Here is an 18,838-nt window from a genome sequence, read left to right as displayed (position 1 = left end):
GGTCACCCGCGGGGCTTGTTGAAGAACGCGCCGATCTGCTCGGCCAGCGCGGCACTGTCGCTGGGCGCCTCAAGCTTCGTCAGCGCCGAGTCGAGCAGATCGTCGGGCACCACGCCGCGGCCGCGCTGCTCGATCAGCAACTGCATCATGCGGGCGGTGAATTCGGGATGCGGCTGGACCGAGAGGATGCGGTCGTCGTAGGCCAGCGCCGCGTTGCGGCAGAAATCGTTCCCGCCGATGACCTGCGCCCCCTCGGGCAGTTCCGTGACCTGATCCTGGTGCCAGGCGTTCAGCGACAGCTCCCGCTCGCCCATGCGGTAGGTGGTGGGCCCGACCGCCCAGCCGCCGGCGAATTTCTCGACCTTGCCGCCGAGGGCCTGCGCGATGACCTGGTGGCCAAAGCAGATGCCCACGATCGGCACATGCGCTGCGTAGGCCTCGCGGATGAACGCCTCCAGCGGCGCGATGAAGGGCAGATCCTCGTAGGCGCCGTGCTTCGATCCGGTGATCAGCCAGCCATCGGCCGCGCGCACGCTGTCGGGGAATTCCATGTCCACGACATCGTAACGGGCAAAGCTGAAGCCCCGCCCGGCCAGAAGCCGTTCGAACATGTCGGAATATTCGCCAAGTTCGTCCTGGACGGGTTCGGGCGCGTGGCCAGTTTGCAGGATTCCGATCCGCATGAGGTGCTCGTCTTGTTGCTGTGATGCGCGGAGCCTAGACCTGCCGCTTGGGGCGGGCAAGGGGGGCTAGCGCAGGAGTTGCATCCGCGGGCGGCGCGGGCGCTGTTGCGCCGGCAGGTGGCGGTTGAGGCGCCGGTTGACCAGCCCGAACAGCCCGATGATGACGAGCGTCAGCAGGATGAAATAGCCCGCCACGATCGGGTAGGGGATGAACGGGTTGAAGGTCTTGTCGGCGAAATAGCTGGCGTAATAGAGCGCGTCGCCCTTCTGCTTCCACGCCGGGAAGCCGGAGAAATAGACCAGCGTCGTGGCATGGAAGAGGAAGATCGCCTCGTTCGTGTAGGCCGGCCACGCCAGCCGCAGCATGGTCGGCCAGACCACGCGGCGGAATTTCGTCCATCCGGTCATGCCGAAGGCGTCGGCCGCCTCCAGATCGCCCTTGGGCACCGAGCGCAGCGCGCCGTAGAAGATCTCGCCGGAATAGGCGGCGGTGTTGAGGAACAGCACGATCAGCGCCCCCGCCCAGGCCTTGGTCAGCCAGCCGGTCTGCGCGGTGATCTGGGTGAAGAGCAGGTTGATCTCCAGCCCCGATTTCGGCAGCAGCACGAAGGCCTCGTAGGCCAGGAAGAACTGGATGAACAGCGGCGAGCCGCGGAAGACGAAGATGAACCACTCGGCCGGTTTGCGGATCGCCCGGTAATGGCTGTTCTTGGCCAGCGCGACGCCCGTGGCCAGGAAAAAGCCGAAGCTCAGCGCCAGCGCGCCGAAATAGATGTTCCAGATCAGGCCCGAGCCGATCAGCGTGACCTGCTCGCACAGCGTGAAGTCGCTGCGCGGCAGCAGCCGCTCGCCGATGCCCACCGAGCGCAGCGCGTAATCCTGGATGGTCTGCAGGCAGCTCATGCGGCGGCCTTTCTCTGGGCTTCGCCGGCCATTGTGGCCTGGCCGTGGCTGAGCCGCCGGCTCAGCCGGTCCAGCGCCACTTCGGAGACCCGTGTCAGCCCGAGGTAGAACACCAGCAGCCCGAGGAAATAGTAAAGCCGCCAGTCGGGATGCGGATAGGCGTAGATCGAGGTCTTGGCCCCGCCCAGCTCGCGCGCCCAGTAAACGATGTCCTCGACGCCCAGAAGGAACAGCAGCGGCGTGGCCTTGATCAGGATCATCCACAGGTTGCCGAGCCCCGGCAGGGCGTAAATCCACATCTGCGGCACCAGGATGCGCCAGAACGCCTGCCGGTCGGTCATGCCATAGGCCTGGGCGGTCTCCATCTGGGCGTGGGGCACGGCGCGCATGGCGCCGAAAAGCACGTTCGCCGAAAAGGCGCCGAACACGATGGCGAAGGCCAGCACGGCTAGGAAGAAGCCATAGGTTTCGTGCACCCATTGCGGGCTGGACGACAGCGGCAGCTTGGCCGCGGCGCAGACCACGAAATCGCTACCCTGGCGGATCGGCTCTTCCCAGTCGGGGCATTTGGCCTTGTGGCGCAGCCACTCGATCCCCTGGTCCAGCGCGATGGGCACGAAGAGGAAGAAGGCGATGTCGGGGATGCCGCGCACCATCGCGGTATAGCCCTTGCCGAGCCAGCGCAGCGGCGCGATGTGCGACCGCGCCGCCATCGCGCCGCCGAAACCGAAGACCAGCGCCGCGGGCGCGGTGATCAGCAACAGCACCATGACCGTGCCGAACGAGGCCCAGAAGGCCATGTGCTTGCCATTGGTCAGATAGCAGGCCAGCCAGCTGAACCCGTCAAGCGTGGAAGGATCGGCACAGTAGGAAAACATCGCGGATGCAGCAGGGCCGTCGCCGGCCCTGCGCCTTTCGTTGTCGGATCAGAAACCGGCGTCCATGCCGTCGAACCACTTGGCGATCAGCGCGTTGAGCGAGCCGTCGGCCTTCATCTCGCCGATCGCGGCGTCGAACTTGGCCTTCAGCTCGGTGTCGGATTCGCGCAGGCCCATGCCGATGCCGTCGCCCAGCATCACGTCGTCGCTGATCATCACCAGCGCGCCGCCCGATTCCGCCACGATGGGCTCAAGGAACCCCTTGTCGGCCAGCACCGCGTCCACCTCGCCGTTCTTCACGGCGGCGATGGTCTCGTCGGGGGTGGCGAATTCCACAAGCGTCGCGCCCGAGGCTGCCACATGGCTGGCCTGGATGGTGCCGGTCTGGGCCGCCACGACGGCGCTGGCCACGTCCACGTCCGCGGTGGTCGCGACATAGACCGACGGATCAGGCGGGAAATAGTTCTGGGTGAAGTCGATCACCTCGTCGCGCTCCGCGGTGATGCTCATCCCCGCGATGATGGTGTCGTAGTTGCCCGACACCAGGTTGGGGATGATCGAATCCCACTCGTTGGTGACCCATTCGCAGGTCAGACCGGCGCGCTTGCACAGCTCGTCGCCCAACTCGCGCTCGAAGCCGTCGACCTGGCCGTTGTCGTTGATGAAGTTATACGGAGGGTAGGCGCCCTCGGTGCCCATGCGGATGGTGTCGGCCAGGGCCATGCCCGCCGACAGCGCCAGCGCGGCGGTGGTCAGAACCAGTTTCTTCATGTCGTTACTCCCGTCGTTGAAACGCGCGGCTTGTTCACGCCGCGACTGTTGCGCTCAAGAATTGTTTCAGCCGTTCGCTCTTCGGGTGTCCGAACAGCGCCTCGGGCGGGCCTTCCTCCTCGATCCGGCCCTGGTGAAGGAACACCACATGGTCCGAGACATCCGCCGCCAGCCGCATGTCGTGCGTGACCAGGATCATGGTGCGGTCCTCGCGGGCGAGATCCTTGATGACCTTGACCACCTCCTGCTGCAGCTCGGGGTCGAGCGCCGAGGTCGGCTCGTCGAACAGCAGCGCGCGGGGCTGCATGCACAGCGCGCGCGCGATGGCGGCGCGCTGCTGCTGGCCGCCCGACAGCTGCGCGGGGAAGACGTCGCACTTGTCGCCGATGCCGACCTTGGCCAGCAGCGCGCGGGCGCGCTCTTCGACAGCGCCGCGCTCCTCGCCCAGCACGGTCAGCGGCGCCTCCATCACGTTTTGCAGGATGGTCATGTGGGACCACAGGTTGAACTGCTGGAACACCATCGACAGGTTGGTGCGGATGCGGATGATCTGCCTGCGGTCGGCGGGGTGGCGGTGCAGCCCCTCGCCGCGCCATTTGACCGGCTCTCCCTCGAACAGGATCTCGCCCTGCTGGCTGTCCTCCAGCAGGTTGGCGCAGCGCAGCAGCGTGGACTTGCCAGACCCCGACGAGCCGATGAGCGAGACCACGTCGCCCTTGCGCGCGGTGATGTCCACGCCCTTGAGAACCTCCAGTTCGCCGTAGCTCTTGTGGAGGTTGCGGATCTCGAGAACGGGTGGGTTTGCCTGGGTCACGCGACAGGGGCCGTTTTGTTGTTTCGACGGGAGAATAGGGGGCAAAACGCCCTAGAATGCAACGGTGCAGTGGGGGGTGACGGCGCGTCAGCTTAGCGATTCGCACGCGCATGAGGCGGGTCGCGGGCCGGCGCTCAACCCTTGGGCATGCCGGTTCTCGCGTCGGCGCCGGGGCGCGCGGGCGTCAGCCGCGCCGCGCCTCGACCCGCTGGCGGGCGATGTTGCTGTCGCGGTCGTTGATGCCCAGGAGGTTCGCCAACAGCCGCAGCATGGCGTCCTCCTCGTGGTCGCGGATGCCGTCGGCCAGAACCACCTCCCACAGCGCCTCGACCACCGCCTCGCGGTCCTCGTAGGGCACCGCGTCCTTGATCGCGCGGGTGAAGCGCACGGTGTCGGGCGCCTCGCGTTCCAGTTCCTCGGCCTGGTGGCGCAGCGCGACCGCCGCCGCGGGCGCGAGGCCGTAGCGGGCGGCCAGGATGCGCTCGATCCGCGCGGCCTCCTCGTGGGTATATTCGCTGTCGGAATGGGCGATGCGCACCAGAAGCGCGCCCAGCGCAAGCCGGGCGTCTGGATCGGAGAGCGGGGCGGGCTCGGGCTGGATCAGCCGTTTGAGGATATCACCAAGCATGGAACTTCATATGCGCCGATCAGACGGAGGCATCAAGCCTCAGCCGTCATAGCCCTCGACGATCACCAGATCGCCCTCGGACACCGGATCGCGCAGCGCCTTGGCCGCCTGGTATTCGGGGCTGTCGTAGCAGGCCACCGCGTCGGCGTAGGAAGGGAACTCGATCACCACGGTGCGGGATTTGACCGCGCCCTCGCGGGTCTCGCCCGGGCCGCCGCGCACCAGGAACCGCGCGCCGTATCTGGCGAAGGGCTCGGCATTGGCGGCCTTGTATGTCTCGTAAACCTCGGGGTCGCGCACATCGACATGGGCGACCCAGTATCCCTTGGGCATGTGATCTCTCCTTGCGTCTATCCCAGCCGCGGGATGCAGCCGAAGCGGATATCGTCCAGTGCTACCCCGCCGGGGTCGAGGTTTTCAACCAATACCCCCGCGATGCGCGCCGCGCCGTCCTCGGTCTGGAAGCCGTGCTCCGAGATCCCGCCGGGGACGCTGCGCAGGGCGCGGCCCAGAACCCGCCCATCGCGGTCGTAGAAGGTGAAGCTCACCTCGCCCCGGTGACCGGCGTTGGTGCCCAGATCGTCGAGATACTCGGTATGCAGGCGCAGGGCGACGGCGCAGCTGTCTTCGGCGAAGAGAAAGGCGGCCGATCCCTCGCCGCGCGCCTCGGCCAACGGAAAGCCCCTCGGGCCGAGAGGGTAGAGGGCGTTGGAGCCGAAGGCGCGGTGGAAGGAGACTGACAGTCCTTGCCCCGGCGCGCCGGGGACCAGCGCCAGCGGCGCCTCGGGCGTTCCCGCGGCGCGGTCGTGCGGCAGGCCTGGCGCCTGCTCGATCACCTCCAGCCGCTGGCCGGCGAAGCGCTCGCCGATGCGGCCGCCGGCAAAGGCGAGGCCGTGGTCGAAATTATGCCCCGGCTCGGGCCGCTGCGGCAGCAGGTCGAAATCGGCGCGGCCCAGGGTCAGGGCCGCGATCTCGTCATAGGGGGCGGGGGCGATCCCGGCCGCGGCGGCCGGGGCGCAGAAGAGCAGCGCGACCAGCGCCGCCCGCATCACACCAGCCGCGAGGTTTCCACCGCGGCGCGCACGAAATCGGCGAACAGCGGATGCGGCGCGAAGGGCTTGGATTTCAGCTCGGGGTGGAATTGCACGCCGATGAACCACGGGTGATCGGCCCATTCCACGATCTCGGGCAGGCGGCCGTCCGGCGACATGCCGGAGAAGATCAGCCCCTTGTCCTCGAGCTTGTCGCGATACTTGATGTCCACCTCGTAGCGGTGGCGGTGGCGCTCCTCGATCACCGATGCGCCGTAGATCCCGGCGACCTTGGAGCCCTCTTTCAGATGCGCGGTGTAGCTGCCCAGCCGCATCGTGCCGCCCTTGGCGTCCTCGACGCGGCGGGTGACGGTGGCGTTGCCCTGCACCCATTCCTTGAGGTGATAGACGACGGGCGTGAACCGCTTTTTCCCGGCCTCGTGGTCGAATTCCTCGGAGCCCGCGTCGGCCAGGTTGGCGACGTTGCGGGCGGCCTCGATCACCGCCATCTGCATGCCCAGGCAGATGCCCAGATAGGGGATCTTGCGGGTGCGGGCGAACTCGGCCGCCTTGATCTTGCCCTCGGTGCCGCGCTCGCCGAAGCCGCCGGGCACCAGGATCGCGTGGAAACCCTCCAGATAGGGCGCGGCATCCTCGGAATCGAAGATCTCGGCGTCCACCCATTCGACATTCACCTTGACCCGGTTGGCCATGCCGCCGTGGGTCAGCGCCTCGGCGATCGACTTGTAGGCGTCTTCCAGCTGGGTGTATTTGCCGACGATGGCCACCTTCACTTCGCCCTCGGCGTTGAAGATGCGGTCCGACACGTCCTCCCAGCGGGACAGGTCGGGCTTGGGCGCGGGCGAGATGCCGAAGGCGTCGAGGACGGCCTGGTCCATCCCCTCGCGGTGATAGGCCAGCGGCGCCTCGTAGATCGAGTTCAGGTCCTGCGCGGCGATCACCGCCTCGGGTCGCACGTTGCAGAACAGCGCCAGCTTGTCGCGCTCCTTCTGCGGGATCGGCATTTCCGAGCGGCAGACCAGGATGTCGGGCGCCAGGCCGATGGAGCGCAGCTCCTTCACCGAGTGCTGGGTCGGCTTGGTCTTCAGCTCGCCCGAGGCCTTGATGTAGGGCAGCAGGGTGAGATGCATGAAGATGCACTCGCCGCGCGGCTTTTCCTGGGCGAACTGGCGGATCGCCTCGAAGAAGGGCAGCCCCTCGATGTCGCCGACGGTGCCGCCGATCTCGCAGAGCATGAAATCGACCTCATCCTCGCCGATGCGGATGAAGTCCTTGATTTCGTTGGTGACGTGGGGGATCACCTGGATCGTCTTGCCGAGGTAGTCGCCGCGGCGCTCCTTCTCCAGCACGTTGGAATAGATCCGCCCCGAACTGACCGAGTCGGTCGCGCGCGCCGCGACGCCGGTGAAGCGCTCATAATGACCGAGGTCGAGATCGGTCTCGGCGCCGTCATCGGTGACGAACACCTCGCCATGCTCGAACGGGCTCATCGTGCCGGGATCGACGTTCAGGTAAGGATCGAGTTTTCGCAGCCGCACGGTGAAGCCGCGCGCCTGCAGAAGGGAGCCCAGAGCCGCCGAGGCAAGCCCCTTGCCAAGTGAAGAAACAACACCGCCAGTAATGAAAATGAAGCGCGCCATGTGGCAGGCATCCCCCGTGATTTCTCGTGTCAGTCAATGGCCGATTCGGGCCTCTCAAGGCCGCAGCATCACGGGGTTTAAGCTATAACGGATTCGCAGCCGCACCGCAACCAGACCGCAAGATGCTGGGGCGGCCGAACCGCCCGAATCTACGTTTAGTGGTCAGGTTCAGTCGGCCCGCGGCGGCGCGAGCGGCGCGTCGCCAGAGGTCGGCGGCAGCAGGCTGTCGCCGCCGGGCAGGGACGGCACGGTTTCCTCCCGGGCCGCGGGCGCGGTGCCCAGCCGGTCCACGACCGAGCCGCCGGCCGAGTTCTTTGCCGCGATTACCGTCATCAGGATCGAGGTCGCGATGAAGGCCGCCGCGAAGATCCAGGTCAGCTTGCCGAGCGCCGAGGCCGCCTGGCGTCCGGTCATCACGCCGCCGCCGCCCGAGCCCATGCCGAGCCCGCCGCCCTCGGAGCGTTGCAGCAGCACGACACCGATGAGGCAGAGCGCGAGGATCAGGTGGACGATGAGGATGACGTTTTCCATGCAGCTCGGACCTTCGAATGTGACAGGAGGGTACCTAAAGCCTCGGCCCGGCCCGCGCAAGACCCTGTGCGCGCTTCGCGGGCCGGCGGGTGCCGCAGGCCGCTCAGCGGTCCTCGTCTATGTCGTCGACATCGACCTGGCCCGACAGGCGGCGGCGCACCAGGCTCCAGCTCAGCCCGGTGCCCAGCACCACAGACATGGCAAACAGCCCCAGCCACAGCGTCTGGTCCGGATCGTCGAGCGTCAGCAGCCCGTAATCGGTCAGCACCCAGATCAGCGCCCCGATGATCGCGGCGACGAGGGCCATGCCGAATCCGCCGATGGAGCGCAGCGTGGCGCGCAGGTAGATGATGTAGCCCACCAGCAGGATCAGCCCCAGCAGCACCGACAGTGGCAACTGGTCGCGATAGGCGGTCTGCACCCAGCGCAAGTAATTCCACTGGGTGGGGTTGAACGTGGCCGCCAGCAGGGCAAAGGCGATGAACCATCGCAGAAAAATACTCATTGTCACAATGTCCCGGTTTTGCGGGCATGTGGTGCCGGATTGCGGCTGTCCTGTCCAGCCTTCCCGTGAAATTGTGGTTTCCGCGGCGCGCGCAGGGGGCTATACCGGCGCGGGTTTTTGCAGCAAGGCAAGGAAACACTATGGCCAATGTTGTGGTGGTCGGCGCCCAGTGGGGCGACGAGGGAAAAGGCAAGATCGTGGACTGGCTGTCGGAGCGCGCCGATGTGATCGCGCGTTTCCAGGGCGGTCATAACGCCGGCCACACGCTGGTCATCGACGGCCAGGTCTACAAGCTGCACGCGCTGCCCTCGGGCGTGGTGCGTGGCGGCAAGCTCAGCGTGATCGGCAACGGCGTGGTGCTCGATCCCTGGCACCTGGTGAAGGAGATCGAGACGATCCGCGGCCAGGGGGTGGAGATCACCCCCGAGACGCTGATGATCGCCGAGAACACGCCGCTGATCCTGCCCTTCCACGGGGAGCTCGACCGCGCCCGCGAAAGCCAGACCTCGGTGGCCAAGATCGGCACCACCGGCCGCGGCATCGGCCCGGCCTACGAGGACAAGGTGGGCCGGCGCGTGATCCGGGTGGCCGACCTCGCCGACGGCGCCACGCTGGAGTTGCGGGTCGATCGCGCCCTGATCCACCACAACGCGCTGCGCGCCGGCCTGGGGCTGGAGGCGATCGACCGCGACGCGCTGCTCGCCCAGCTGCGCGAGATCGCGCCCGAGATCCTGCAATACGCCGCCCCCGTCTGGAAGGTGATGAATGAGAAGCGCAAGGCCGGCAAGCGCATCCTCTTCGAGGGCGCGCAGGGCGCGCTGCTGGACATCGATTTCGGCACCTATCCCTTCGTCACCTCCTCGAACGTGATCGCCGGGCAGGCGGCGACCGGCACCGGGATCGGGCCGGGCTCGATCGACTTCGTGCTCGGCATCGTCAAGGCCTACACCACCCGCGTCGGCGAGGGGCCCTTCCCGACCGAGCTGCACGACGCGGACGGTCAGCGCCTGGGCGAGCGCGGCCATGAATTCGGCACCACCACCGGGCGCAAGCGCCGCTGCGGCTGGTTTGACGCCTGCCTGGTGCGCCAGACCTGCGCGACCAGCGGCGTGAACGGCATCGCGCTGACCAAGCTCGACGTGCTGGACGGGTTCGACACGCTGAAGATCTGCGTGGGCTATGAGCTCGACGGTGTGCGGCTGGACTACCTGCCCACCGCCACCGACCAGCAGGAGCGCTGCGTGCCGGTCTACGAAGAGATGCCGGGCTGGTCGGAATCGACCGAGGGCGCGCGCAGCTGGGCCGATCTGCCCGCCAACGCGATCAAGTATGTGCGCCGCGTCGAGGAGCTGATCGAGTGCCCGGTGGCGCTGCTGTCCACCTCGCCCGAGCGCGAGGACACCATCCTCGTCACCGACCCGTTCGCAGACTGATGCGGCTCTCCTACAAGGCCCGCCGGCGCTGGTCGCTGGCCATCCTGCTGGTCGGTCTGCCGGCCTATATCGTCACCGCGGTGACGGTGGTGAACTGGCTGGGGCGGCCGCCCTTCCTGCTGGAACTGGCGGTCTATGTGGGCCTCGGCTTTCTCTGGGCGGTGCCGTTCCGCTTCGTCTTCCGCGGCATCGGCCAGCCCGATCCGGGCGCGGACGAGCCGAAGGAATAGAAAAAGGCGAAGGCCCGGGGCCTTCGCCTTTTTCCTTGTGGTCCGCGGGCGCAGGGCCCGCTGCGGTTATGCGCGCCGGCCGGAGTGGAAGCGGGAGGCGTTCGAGATCGTGAACTGGCCGCGCTTGATCCGCTCGAACTTGCCCTCGCGCAGCAGCCGGCCGAAGGCGCGCAGCCGGTCCTCGCGCGAGATATCCGCCTCGCTGGTCGCGTCCACCAGCCGCATCGCCTGCGGCCGGGAGAAGCTGTCCAGCCCCTCGACCTCGGACAGGTAGGCGCCGGCGGCTTCCAGCAACTCGGACAGGCCACGCGCGCCGCGTTCCTCGGCATAATCGGCAAAGCTGCCGGCGGCGCGGAGCGCGATTTCGCCTTCGGCCTCGGCCTCCTCCTCGTCATGGGCCTGCAGCGCCAGGTTGCCGCGCGCCACGCGCTGCGGGCGGACCGGCGCCGAGGGGGCGGCGGTGGGCCGGTCGATGCGCTGCTCCGAGACCAGCATCAGGGGGGCCATTTTCTGGCCCTCCTCATTGCCGCGCCGCTCGGGGCGGCGCGGGCGCACCACCTTGGCCAGGTCCTGTCGGTAGGGCGCCATCTCGGCGGCCTCCTCGGCCTGTTCGTCACGCCCGCGCGACAGGCGCCGCTCGGCCACGGTGGCGGCCACCGCGGCCTTGAGATGGGCGATGGCGGTGCGGCGGCGGCGGTGTTCCGGGCCCTCGAGCTTGGTGTTGGTGGTGGCGATCAACCGGGAGACGGCGGTTTCCTCCTCCTCCAGATCCGAGGATTGCAGCCGGGCGCGACCCTGGCGGCGGCCGGCGCGCTCGGCTTCGCGCTCGACCTCGGCCAGTTCGGCCATCAGGTCGGCCTCGTCCTCGGGCGACAGGTCGCTCGCCGGTTGCGCCGGTTCGGCCGCCTCGGCCGGAACGGCGGCCGGGCCGCCTTCGAGATCGGCGCGCTTGATCCTGAGCACCCGGGCGCGGGCCCGCGAGGCGGCGTCCTGCGCGACCTCGGGGGCGGTCGCGCGCGCGCCGAATTTCTCGCCGAAGCGGTCTTCTTCGCCAACCTTGGCAGCGGTTTCGGCGGCCTCGTCCTCCGGCGCCTGAGCGCGGGTTTCGGGCTCTTCTGCGGCGGCTTCCTCCTCGGCCTCGTCCCACGCCGCCTCCGGCTGCTCTTCGCTGACCGAGACGGTCAGTTCTGCCTCTTCCTCGAGGCGCAGGGTCGCGTCGAAGGTTGCTTCTTCCATCGTCGCGTCGGGGGCCGCCCCGGCGAGGATATCGTCCTCCGCGCTCTCCTCGAGCGCGGCCTCCTCTTCGCCATAGGCTTCATAGGCTTCGAATTCGTCCTCGTCCTCGGCGGCTTCCCCGACCGGCGCGGCCGGTTCCGGCGCCGCGCGCAGCTTGCGCGAGATGGAGGTCAGGATCGGGGTGTCATCCACCGCTTCCTCGTCCTCCGCGAACGTCTCTTCGGTGACGTCCTCTTCGGCGGGCTGCGCCTCGAACGCGGCGGCTTCGTCCTCCGCCTCCGTCTCGGGCAGCGCGACCGCGCTGTCATAGACCTCCGTCTCGGCCTCTTCGTCCTCGGCGTAGCCGGCATGGAGGGCCGGGGGCGCGGCGCGGGCGTGATCGACCACGGCGCGGATGCGGGCAAGCTTGGCGGCGACCGATTCGGTCTCGGCCGTCCCGGCGGGCGGGAGCGGAGCCTCGGCCGCAGGGGCCCCGGCGGGTTCGACCGCGGCCGCTGGCGGTTCGCTCGCGGGCTCGGCCGGGGCGGGCGCGGCGGCCGGCGGCAGCCCGGCCTGGGCGCCGGCGGCGCGCAGAACGATCCCTTCCTCCCCGATATGTGCTTCGACACGCTTGCGGATTTCGCGTTCGGCGATGCGTTGCAGCATCTCCGCGTCGGGCGTGGGCGGCTCGGCTCCGAAATACCGGTCATCCGCGGCCAGGTTGCGGAAATATTCCGCGATCGCCTTCATCGTTCCGAACGAATCGTCAAATCCCTCAAGAGTGCAAGAGAAAGTCCCGTAAGAAACGGTGAGTATTTTACTCGCACCAACCATATGCCTGCTCGCTTTCTCCCCAGTCCAGCAACAGCGGTGATATCATACAGCCCTTCGCCAAATTGAACAAAACTGGGATATTTGGGGGATATAAAATGGGCCGCATTGTGGTCTGTTGCGGAATGGCGCAGTAATCCCGGCATGACTTCGTTGATTGTTCAGACAAACGAGATGGTTACCCTCCTCGGCGGGGGCGCGATGGATCCGGGCGATCTGGAGGTGGCGCTGTCGCACGCGCCGCTTCTGGTGGCGGCCGACGGCGGCGCCGACCGGGCGCTGGCCGAGGGGCTGATGCCGGAGGCGGTGATCGGGGATTTCGATTCGCTGAGCGAGGAGGCGCGCCGGGTGATCCCGGCCGCGCGGCTGCACCCGATCGCTGAGCAGGAAACCACCGATTTCGACAAATGCCTGCGTCTGGTCGAGGCGCCGCTGCTGCTGGGGGTGGGGTTTCTGGGCGCCCGGCTGGATCACAAGCTGGCCGCGCTGGCCGGGCTCACCCGCGCTCCCGGCCGCCGCTGCATCCTGATCGGGGGCAGCGACATCGTCTTTCTCTGCCCGCCGGAGCTGCGCATCGAACTGGAGCCGGGCAGCCGCCTTTCGCTGTTCCCGATGGGGCCGGTCAGGGGCGAAAGCCGCGGGCTGAAATGGCCGATCAGGGGCATCGATTTTCTGCCGGGCGGGCGCATCGGCACCTCCAACCGGGTCGAGGGCGGGGTGGTCGAACTGTCGATGGCGGCGCCTCTGATGCTGGTGATCGTGCCGCGCGCGGGCCTCGGCGCGGCGATCAGCGCGCTTTGCTGAGGGCGCGCTCGCGCAGCACGATGTAGAGCCCGGCGCTCATGGTGACCGCGATGCCGGCCAGCGCCAGCGCGTTGGGGAAATCGCCGAACACCGCCAGCCCGATCAGCGTGGCGAAGGGGATTTCCAGGTATTGCACCGGCGCCAGCGTGGCCGAGGGCGCGAAGCGCAGCGCCCAGGTCATCACCAGATGCGCCAGCGTGCCGAGGAGCCCCAGCGCGGCCATAAGCGCCCAGAGCCGCCCCTCGGACGGCGCCGGCAGGGCGGGCGCGGCGTCGAGCGCCGTCACCAGCGCCACGGCCGGCAGCAGCAGGGACAGCGCGATCAGCCCGTTCAGCGCCTGCAGCTCGATCGGGTCGGCCAGGGGCGCCAATTGCCGCGTGACCAGCATGAACAGCGCGAAGACCACCGCGACCGCCAGCGGCAGCAGCGCCGGCGCGCCGACCGCGGCGAAGTTCGGCTGCACCACCATCAGCGTGCCGGCGAAGCCCACCGCGCAGGCGGCGAGGCGGCGGAGTCCCACCTCCTCGTCCAGCACCAGCCGGCCCAGCAGCAGCAGAAGGAACGGCATGACATAGGCGATGGCGATGGCCTCGGCCAGGGGCAGGTGGCGCAGGGCGAGGAACATCAGCGCGATGCCGGCGATATGCAGCAATGTGCGGATCAGGCTCAGCCGCCAGCCTCGGGCGGGCAGGCGCAGGCCGCGCCCGGTGGCCCAGACGATGGGCAGCAGGAGCGCCACCTGCGCGGCGAAGCGCAGGGTGACCAGGCTGAGCAGCGCGATACGGTCTCCGATCAGCTTGGCCATGGCATCGGCCAGCGGCGCGAGCAGGCAGAACAGCAGCATCAGCGCGATGCCGGGAACGGGGCGGTCGGGGCGCATGGCGGCAGGTTAGGGGCGCGCGGGGCGGGCGGCAACCACCGCCCCGAGGTCACCGCGCCCCGCACCGGTCGGCAGATGAGTATTTGGGCCAAGAAGAAGGGGTCAGCAATTGGGCACGTTGACCGCCAGCCCGCCGAGCGCGGTTTCCTTGTAATGCTCGTGCATGTCGCGCCCGGTCTGGCGCATGGTCTCGATGCAGGCGTCGAGCGGCACGAAATGCGAGCCGTTGCCGCGCATCGCCAGCGAGGCGGCCGAGACCGCCTTGATCGCGCCCAGGCCGTTGCGCTCGATGCAGGGGACCTGGACCAGGCCCTTCACCGGGTCGCAGGTCATGCCGAGGTGATGCTCCAGCGCGATCTCGGCGGCGTTTTCGATCTGCTCGGGCGTGCCGCCCAGAACCGCGGTCAGCCCCGCCGCGGCCATGGCGGCGGCCGAGCCGACCTCGGCCTGGCAGCCGGCCTCGGCGCCGGAGATCGAGGCGTTGTGCTTGACCAGCCCGCCGATGGCGGCGGCGGTCAGGAAGAGGTCGGGCAGGCGGGCCGTGGTGGCGCCGGGCACATGGTCGAGCCAGTAGCGGACGGTGGCGGGCAGCACGCCCGCCGCGCCGTTGGTCGGCGCGGTCACCACCTGGCCGCCGGCGGCGTTCTCCTCGTTCACCGCCATGGCATAGGTGCTGATCCAGTCGTTGATCGTGTGCGGCGCGTTGAGGTTCATCCCGCGCTCAGCCAGCAGCGCCTCGTGGATGGCGCGGGCTCGACGCCGCACCTTCAGCCCGCCGGGCAGGGTGCCCTCGGCCGCCAGCCCGCGGGTGATGCAGGCGTCCATCACCTCCCACAGCCGCCTGATCCCGGCGTCGAGTTCCGCCGGACTGCGGAAGACCAGTTCGTTGGCGCGCTTCATCTCGGCGATGGTCTTGCCGCTGTCGCGGGCCATCTCCAGCATCTCGGCGGCGGATTTGAACGGGTAGGGGATCGGCCGCAACCGCGCCTCGGCGGCCTTCTCGCCGCCGCGGTGCTCGGCCGCGGTCACGACGAAGCCGCCGCCGATGGAGTAATAGGTCTCCTGCAGCAGCACGTCGCCCTGCGGATCGGTGGCCATCAGGATCATGCCGTTGGCATGGCCGTCGAGCGGCGGGCCGTAGTCGAAAACGAGGTCGGTTTCGGGGTCGAATTTCAGCGCGCCGAGGCCCGGGGGCGTGACGCGGTGTTCCGCCCGGATCGCGGCCAGCGCGGCCTCGGCCCTGTCGTGGTCGTAGGTTTCGGGCGCGAAGCCGGCGAGGCCGAGTATCGTCGCGCGGTCGGTGGCGTGGCCGACGCCGGTGAAGGCCAGCGAGCCGTGCAGCGAGGCGCGCAGGCCCTGCGCCTCGAAGGGCGAGGCGCGCAGCAGGTCGAGAAACCGCGCCGCGGCGACCATCGGCCCCATCGTGTGCGATGACGACGGGCCGATGCCCACCTTGAACATGTCGAAGACGGAAAGGAACACTCGGGGATGCCTCATGGGTAGGGCCGCGCGGGCGGGCGTTTGGGCCGTTTCTGGACCATCCCGCCGGCCCTTGGCCACCGAAATCCGACGGATCGCCGCATTTCCCGGCGCCGGGCGGGGCGATCGGGCGGATTCACCCTCGCAGCCCATGCCCGCTTTGCCTATAACGGCGGGGCGCAACGCAGGAGACCATGCCATGACCGGAGAGCTTTCCCCCATCGACAAGGCCAAGTTCGTGGCCGCCAAACGCGCCGTCGGCTTCGTCGAGGACGGCATGAAGGTTGGGCTTGGAACGGGCTCCACCGCGGCCTGGATGGTGCGCTGCCTGGGCGAGATGGTCCGCGACGGCGGGCTGCGGATCCAGGGCGTGCCGACCTCTACCCGCACCGCCGAACTGGCCCGCCAGGTCGGGATCGAGGTGATCTCGCTCGACGAGGCGAAATGGCTGGACCTGACCATCGACGGCGCGGATGAGTTCGACGGCGAGCTCAACCTGATCAAGGGCGGCGGCGGCGCGCTGCTGCAGGAGAAGATCGTGGCCACCGCCTCGGACCGGATGATCGTGATCGCCGACGTCGCCAAGGAGGTCAGCACGCTGGGCGCCTTCCCGCTGCCGGTGGAGGTGATCCCCTTCGGCTGGCAGACCACCAAGGCGCTGATCGAGGAGATGCTGATCAATTTCGAGGTGCTGAACCGCGAGGTCACGCTGCGGATGAACGGCGAGGCTGCCTTCGTTACCGACGAGGGCAATTTCATCGTCGATCTGCACCTGGGCCGCATCGGCAACCCGCGGCAGCTGTCGCTGGCGCTGAACCAGGTGCCGGGCGTGGTTGAGAACGGGCTCTTCATCGACATCTGCGACGTGGTGGTGATCGGGCACGGCGACGGAAGGGTGGAGGTGCGCGACATCAACGCCGGCACGGTCGAGGAAGAAAAGATCGACCTGCTGGGCAGCGAAAACATCTTTTCCGATCTGTAAGGACAGGACATGAGTTTCGACTACGATCTCTTCGTGATCGGCGGCGGCTCTGGCGGCGTGCGCGCGGCGCGCCTGGCGGCCGCCGAGGCCGGCGCCCGCGTGGGCCTGGCCGAGGAATACCGCATGGGCGGGACCTGCGTGATCCGCGGTTGCGTGCCGAAGAAGCTGATGGTCTTCGCCTCGGGCTATTCCGGCGCTTTCGAGGATGCCCGCGCCTATGGCTGGGGCGTGCAGGCCGGCGGCTTCGACTGGGATATCTTCAAGGGCAAGCTCGAGGCGGAGCTGACCCGGCTCGAAGGGATCTACACCGCCAACCTGAAAAAGGCCGGCGTCGAGATCCACGCCGCCCGCGCCACGCTCAGCGACGCGCATCGGGTGAAGCTTTCCACGGGCGAGGAATTCACCGCCAAGCACATCCTGGTGGCCACCGGCGGGCGGCCCTTCGTCCCTGAATTTCCCGGCCATGAGCTGGCCATCACCTCGAACGAGATGTTCAAGCTCGACCAGTTGCCGAAGCGGCTGCTGATCGTCGGTGGCGGCTTCATCGCCTGCGAGTTCGCCTGCATCATGAACGGGCTGGGTGTCGAGGTGACGCAGTTCTACCGCGGCGCGCAGGTGCTGCGCGGCTTCGACGACGAGGCGCGCGGCCATGTCGCCGACCTGATGCGCGACAGGGGCGTGAACCTGCATGTGGGCACCGACGTGATCTCGATGGAGAAGACCGCCGAGGGCATTGCGGTGAAATCCTCCACCGGCCACGACGCGAGCTACGATGCGGTGATGTATGCCACCGGCCGCGTGCCCAACAGCGACGGGCTGGGGCTGGAAGAGGCAGGGGTGAGGCTGGGCCGGCGCGGCGAGGTGATCGTCGACGCCTATTCGCAGACCTCGGTGCCCTCGATCTATGCCGTGGGCGACGTGACCGACCGCATCAACCTGACCCCGGTGGCGATCCGCGAGGGCGCGGCCTTCGTCGAGACGGTGTTCCACGGCCGCCCGACCAGCCCCGACCATGAGCTGGTGGCCTCGGCCGTCTTCACCCAGCCCGAGCTGGGCGCGGTGGGCCTGACCGAGGAACAGGCCCGCGAGCGGGAGCCGATCGAGGTCTATTCCGCCGCCTTCCGCCCGATGCAGACGCTGTTCGCCGGGCGCGACGACCGGGTGCTGATGAAGCTGATCGTCAGCCAGGCCACGCGCAAGGTGCTGGGCTGCCACATCGTGGCCGATCACGCGGGCGAGCTGATCCAGCTGGCCGCCGTGGCGATCAAGATGGGCGCCACGAAAGAGGATTTCGACCGCACCGTGGCGGTGCACCCGACCATGGCCGAAGAGCTGGTCACGATGAAGTCGCCGACGCGCACGGCTTGATTTCCGCGCCGGGGCGACCACTTACGAATGACGAACATGAAAAAGAGAGACGAAAAGGGGTGAAAACCTAGATGTCTGGAAACACTGGCGGACCCTGGGGAAGCGGCGGTTCGAACAACAACGGCGGAGGCAAGCGCCCTGGCGGCGGGCGCGGGCCTGGCGACGAGGGGCCGCAGATTCCCGAAATCGACGAGCTGATGAAAAAGGGGCAGGAGCAGCTGCGCGTCCTTATGGGCGGACGCGGCGGCGCCGGTGGGCCGCGCCGCCCCGGCGGCGGCAGCGGCGGCCCGGCCTTCACCCGCGGCACGGTGGTGCTGGGCGGGCTGGTGGCCGTGGTGCTGTGGGGCCTGGCCTCGTTCTACACGGTCCGGCCCGAAGAGCAGTCGGTCGAGCTGTTCCTCGGCGAATGCCGCGGCGACTGCATCGGCAATCCCGGCCTGAACTTCGCGCCCTGGCCGCTGGTCCGCGCCGAGGTGATCCCCGTGACCCGCGAACAGACCGAGGATATCGGCGTCGGCCGCGGCAGCGGCGATGCCGGCCTGATGCTGACCGGCGACGAGAATATCGTCGATATCGACTTCCAGGTGGTGTGGAACATCAACGACCCCGCCGAGTTCCTGTTCAACCTGCGCGACCCGCAGCAGACCATCCGCGCCGTGTCGGAATCGGCGATGCGCGAGATCATCGCGCAATCGGAGCTGGCGCCGATCCTGAACCGTGACCGTGGCCCGATCGCCGACCGCCTGAAGGATCTGATCCAGTCCACGCTCGACAGCTACGACTCGGGCATGAATGTGGTGCGCGTGAACTTCGACAAGGCCGACCCGCCGCGCGAGGTGATCGACAGCTTCCGCGAGGTGCAGGCCGCCGAGCAGGAGCGCGACCGGCTTGAGAAACAGGCCGATGCCTATGCCAACCGCGTCGTCGCCGGCGCCCGCGGCGAGGCCGCGCAGGTGCTGGAGGAAGCCGAAGGCTACCGCGCCCGCGTCGTCAACGAGGCGCAGGGTGAGGCCAGCCGCTTCACCGCCGTCCTTGAGGAATACCGCAAGGCCCCCGAGGTGACGCGCAAGCGCCTCTATCTGGAGACGATGGAGCAGGTTCTGGGCCGCGTCGACAAGGTGATCATCGACGAGGGCGGCGAGGGCGGCCTGGGCGTCGTGCCCTATCTGCCGCTCAACGAGCTGCGCAAAGGCGCCACGGGGGGGAACTGA

General features: G+C 68.4%; 20 protein-coding genes. 6 read left to right on the top strand and 14 right to left on the bottom strand.

Features of this window, described 5'->3' with window-relative positions:
* Window positions 1–2: 2 nt before the first annotated feature.
* The 11 genes from KCI33_RS09125 to KCI33_RS09075 all read right to left on the bottom strand — a co-directional run bounded on the left by KCI33_RS09125 (window position 3) and on the right by KCI33_RS09075 (window position 8,405).
* Window positions 3–683 carry a type 1 glutamine amidotransferase gene (locus tag KCI33_RS09125; RefSeq protein WP_212524477.1) on the bottom strand — a complete coding sequence of 227 codons (681 nt, stop codon included), beginning with the start codon at window positions 681–683 and terminating at the stop codon, window positions 3–5.
* A 66-nt stretch (window positions 684–749) separates the two neighbouring features.
* Window positions 750–1,586 (bottom strand): amino acid ABC transporter permease, encoded by an 837-nt coding sequence (locus KCI33_RS09120; protein WP_212524476.1) that lies wholly within the window; start codon window positions 1,584–1,586, stop codon window positions 750–752.
* Window positions 1,583–2,464, bottom strand: a complete 882-nt coding sequence (locus KCI33_RS09115) for an ABC transporter permease subunit (protein WP_212524475.1) — start codon at window positions 2,462–2,464, stop codon at window positions 1,583–1,585. Before KCI33_RS09115 ends, KCI33_RS09120 begins: the two co-directional genes overlap by 4 nt.
* 48 nt (window positions 2,465–2,512) lie before the next feature.
* Window positions 2,513–3,235, bottom strand: a complete 723-nt coding sequence (locus KCI33_RS09110) for a transporter substrate-binding domain-containing protein (RefSeq protein ID WP_212524474.1) — start codon at window positions 3,233–3,235, stop codon at window positions 2,513–2,515.
* A gap of 34 nt (window positions 3,236–3,269) precedes the next feature.
* The gene (locus KCI33_RS09105) at window positions 3,270–4,049 is read right to left on the bottom strand and encodes an ATP-binding cassette domain-containing protein (RefSeq protein ID WP_212524473.1); all 780 of its coding nucleotides are present in this window, start codon (window positions 4,047–4,049) and stop codon (window positions 3,270–3,272) included.
* Window positions 4,050–4,233: 184 nt separating this feature from the next.
* Window positions 4,234–4,677 carry a TerB family tellurite resistance protein gene (locus KCI33_RS09100; RefSeq protein ID WP_212524472.1) on the bottom strand — a complete coding sequence of 148 codons (444 nt, stop codon included), beginning with the start codon at window positions 4,675–4,677 and terminating at the stop codon, window positions 4,234–4,236.
* Between the two features lie 39 nt (window positions 4,678–4,716).
* The gene (locus KCI33_RS09095; protein WP_212524471.1) at window positions 4,717–5,010 is read right to left on the bottom strand and encodes a DUF1330 domain-containing protein; all 294 of its coding nucleotides are present in this window, start codon (window positions 5,008–5,010) and stop codon (window positions 4,717–4,719) included.
* 17 nt (window positions 5,011–5,027) lie between these two features.
* Entirely contained in the window at window positions 5,028–5,726 is a 699-nt protein-coding gene (locus tag KCI33_RS09090) for a hypothetical protein (RefSeq protein ID WP_212524470.1), read from the bottom strand.
* Entirely contained in the window at window positions 5,726–7,369 is a 1,644-nt protein-coding gene (locus KCI33_RS09085; RefSeq protein ID WP_212524469.1) for a CTP synthase, read from the bottom strand. Before KCI33_RS09085 ends, KCI33_RS09090 begins: the two co-directional genes overlap by 1 nt.
* A gap of 168 nt (window positions 7,370–7,537) precedes the next feature.
* Entirely contained in the window at window positions 7,538–7,900 is a 363-nt protein-coding gene (secG, locus tag KCI33_RS09080; RefSeq protein WP_212524468.1) for a preprotein translocase subunit SecG, read from the bottom strand.
* A 103-nt stretch (window positions 7,901–8,003) separates the two neighbouring features.
* Window positions 8,004–8,405 (bottom strand): DUF6524 family protein, encoded by a 402-nt coding sequence (locus tag KCI33_RS09075; RefSeq protein WP_212524467.1) that lies wholly within the window; start codon window positions 8,403–8,405, stop codon window positions 8,004–8,006.
* 140 nt (window positions 8,406–8,545) lie between these two features.
* Between KCI33_RS09075 and KCI33_RS09070 the strand changes: the two genes are divergently transcribed.
* Both KCI33_RS09070 and KCI33_RS09065 read left to right on the top strand, forming a co-directional pair.
* Window positions 8,546–9,838, top strand: a complete 1,293-nt coding sequence (locus tag KCI33_RS09070) for an adenylosuccinate synthase (RefSeq protein WP_212524466.1) — start codon at window positions 8,546–8,548, stop codon at window positions 9,836–9,838.
* The gene (locus KCI33_RS09065) at window positions 9,838–10,068 is read left to right on the top strand and encodes a DUF2842 domain-containing protein (RefSeq protein ID WP_212524465.1); all 231 of its coding nucleotides are present in this window, start codon (window positions 9,838–9,840) and stop codon (window positions 10,066–10,068) included. The genes KCI33_RS09070 and KCI33_RS09065 overlap by 1 nt, the downstream gene beginning before the upstream one ends.
* A gap of 66 nt (window positions 10,069–10,134) precedes the next feature.
* On the opposite strand, the gene KCI33_RS09060 is transcribed toward KCI33_RS09065, so the two are convergent.
* Complete coding sequence (locus KCI33_RS09060) at window positions 10,135–12,033, bottom strand: hypothetical protein (protein WP_212524464.1); 1,899 nt, start codon at window positions 12,031–12,033, stop codon at window positions 10,135–10,137.
* Window positions 12,034–12,258: 225 nt separating this feature from the next.
* Between KCI33_RS09060 and KCI33_RS09055 the strand changes: the two genes are divergently transcribed.
* The gene (locus KCI33_RS09055; protein WP_212524463.1) at window positions 12,259–12,918 is read left to right on the top strand and encodes a thiamine diphosphokinase; all 660 of its coding nucleotides are present in this window, start codon (window positions 12,259–12,261) and stop codon (window positions 12,916–12,918) included.
* Here KCI33_RS09055 and KCI33_RS09050 read toward each other — a convergent pair.
* On the bottom strand, window positions 12,902–13,798 hold the full coding sequence (locus KCI33_RS09050; protein ID WP_212524462.1) for a DMT family transporter: 897 nt from the start codon (window positions 13,796–13,798) through the stop codon (window positions 12,902–12,904). The genes KCI33_RS09055 and KCI33_RS09050 overlap by 17 nt on opposite strands.
* A 102-nt stretch (window positions 13,799–13,900) precedes the next feature.
* Window positions 13,901–15,280, bottom strand: coding sequence for an L-serine ammonia-lyase (locus KCI33_RS09045; protein WP_212524461.1), 1,380 nt, complete (start codon window positions 15,278–15,280; stop codon window positions 13,901–13,903).
* Between the two features lie 196 nt (window positions 15,281–15,476).
* Between KCI33_RS09045 and rpiA the strand changes: the two genes are divergently transcribed.
* The 3 genes from rpiA to hflK all read left to right on the top strand — a co-directional run bounded on the left by rpiA (window position 15,477) and on the right by hflK (window position 18,838).
* Window positions 15,477–16,259: a ribose-5-phosphate isomerase RpiA gene (gene rpiA, locus KCI33_RS09040; protein WP_212524460.1), complete on the top strand. Its 783-nt coding sequence runs from the start codon at window positions 15,477–15,479 to the stop codon at window positions 16,257–16,259.
* Between the two features lie 9 nt (window positions 16,260–16,268).
* The gene (gene gor, locus KCI33_RS09035) at window positions 16,269–17,627 is read left to right on the top strand and encodes a glutathione-disulfide reductase (RefSeq protein WP_212524459.1); all 1,359 of its coding nucleotides are present in this window, start codon (window positions 16,269–16,271) and stop codon (window positions 17,625–17,627) included.
* A gap of 71 nt (window positions 17,628–17,698) precedes the next feature.
* On the top strand, window positions 17,699–18,838 hold the full coding sequence (gene hflK / locus KCI33_RS09030; RefSeq protein WP_212524458.1) for an FtsH protease activity modulator HflK: 1,140 nt from the start codon (window positions 17,699–17,701) through the stop codon (window positions 18,836–18,838).

It is taken from the genome of Actibacterium sp. MT2.3-13A, assembly GCF_018139985.1.
In the GTDB taxonomy this organism is placed as follows: domain Bacteria; phylum Pseudomonadota; class Alphaproteobacteria; order Rhodobacterales; family Rhodobacteraceae; genus JAGSOU01.
Note: the sequence above shows the minus strand (reverse complement) of the source record. Positions and strands in the feature narration are given on the sequence as shown.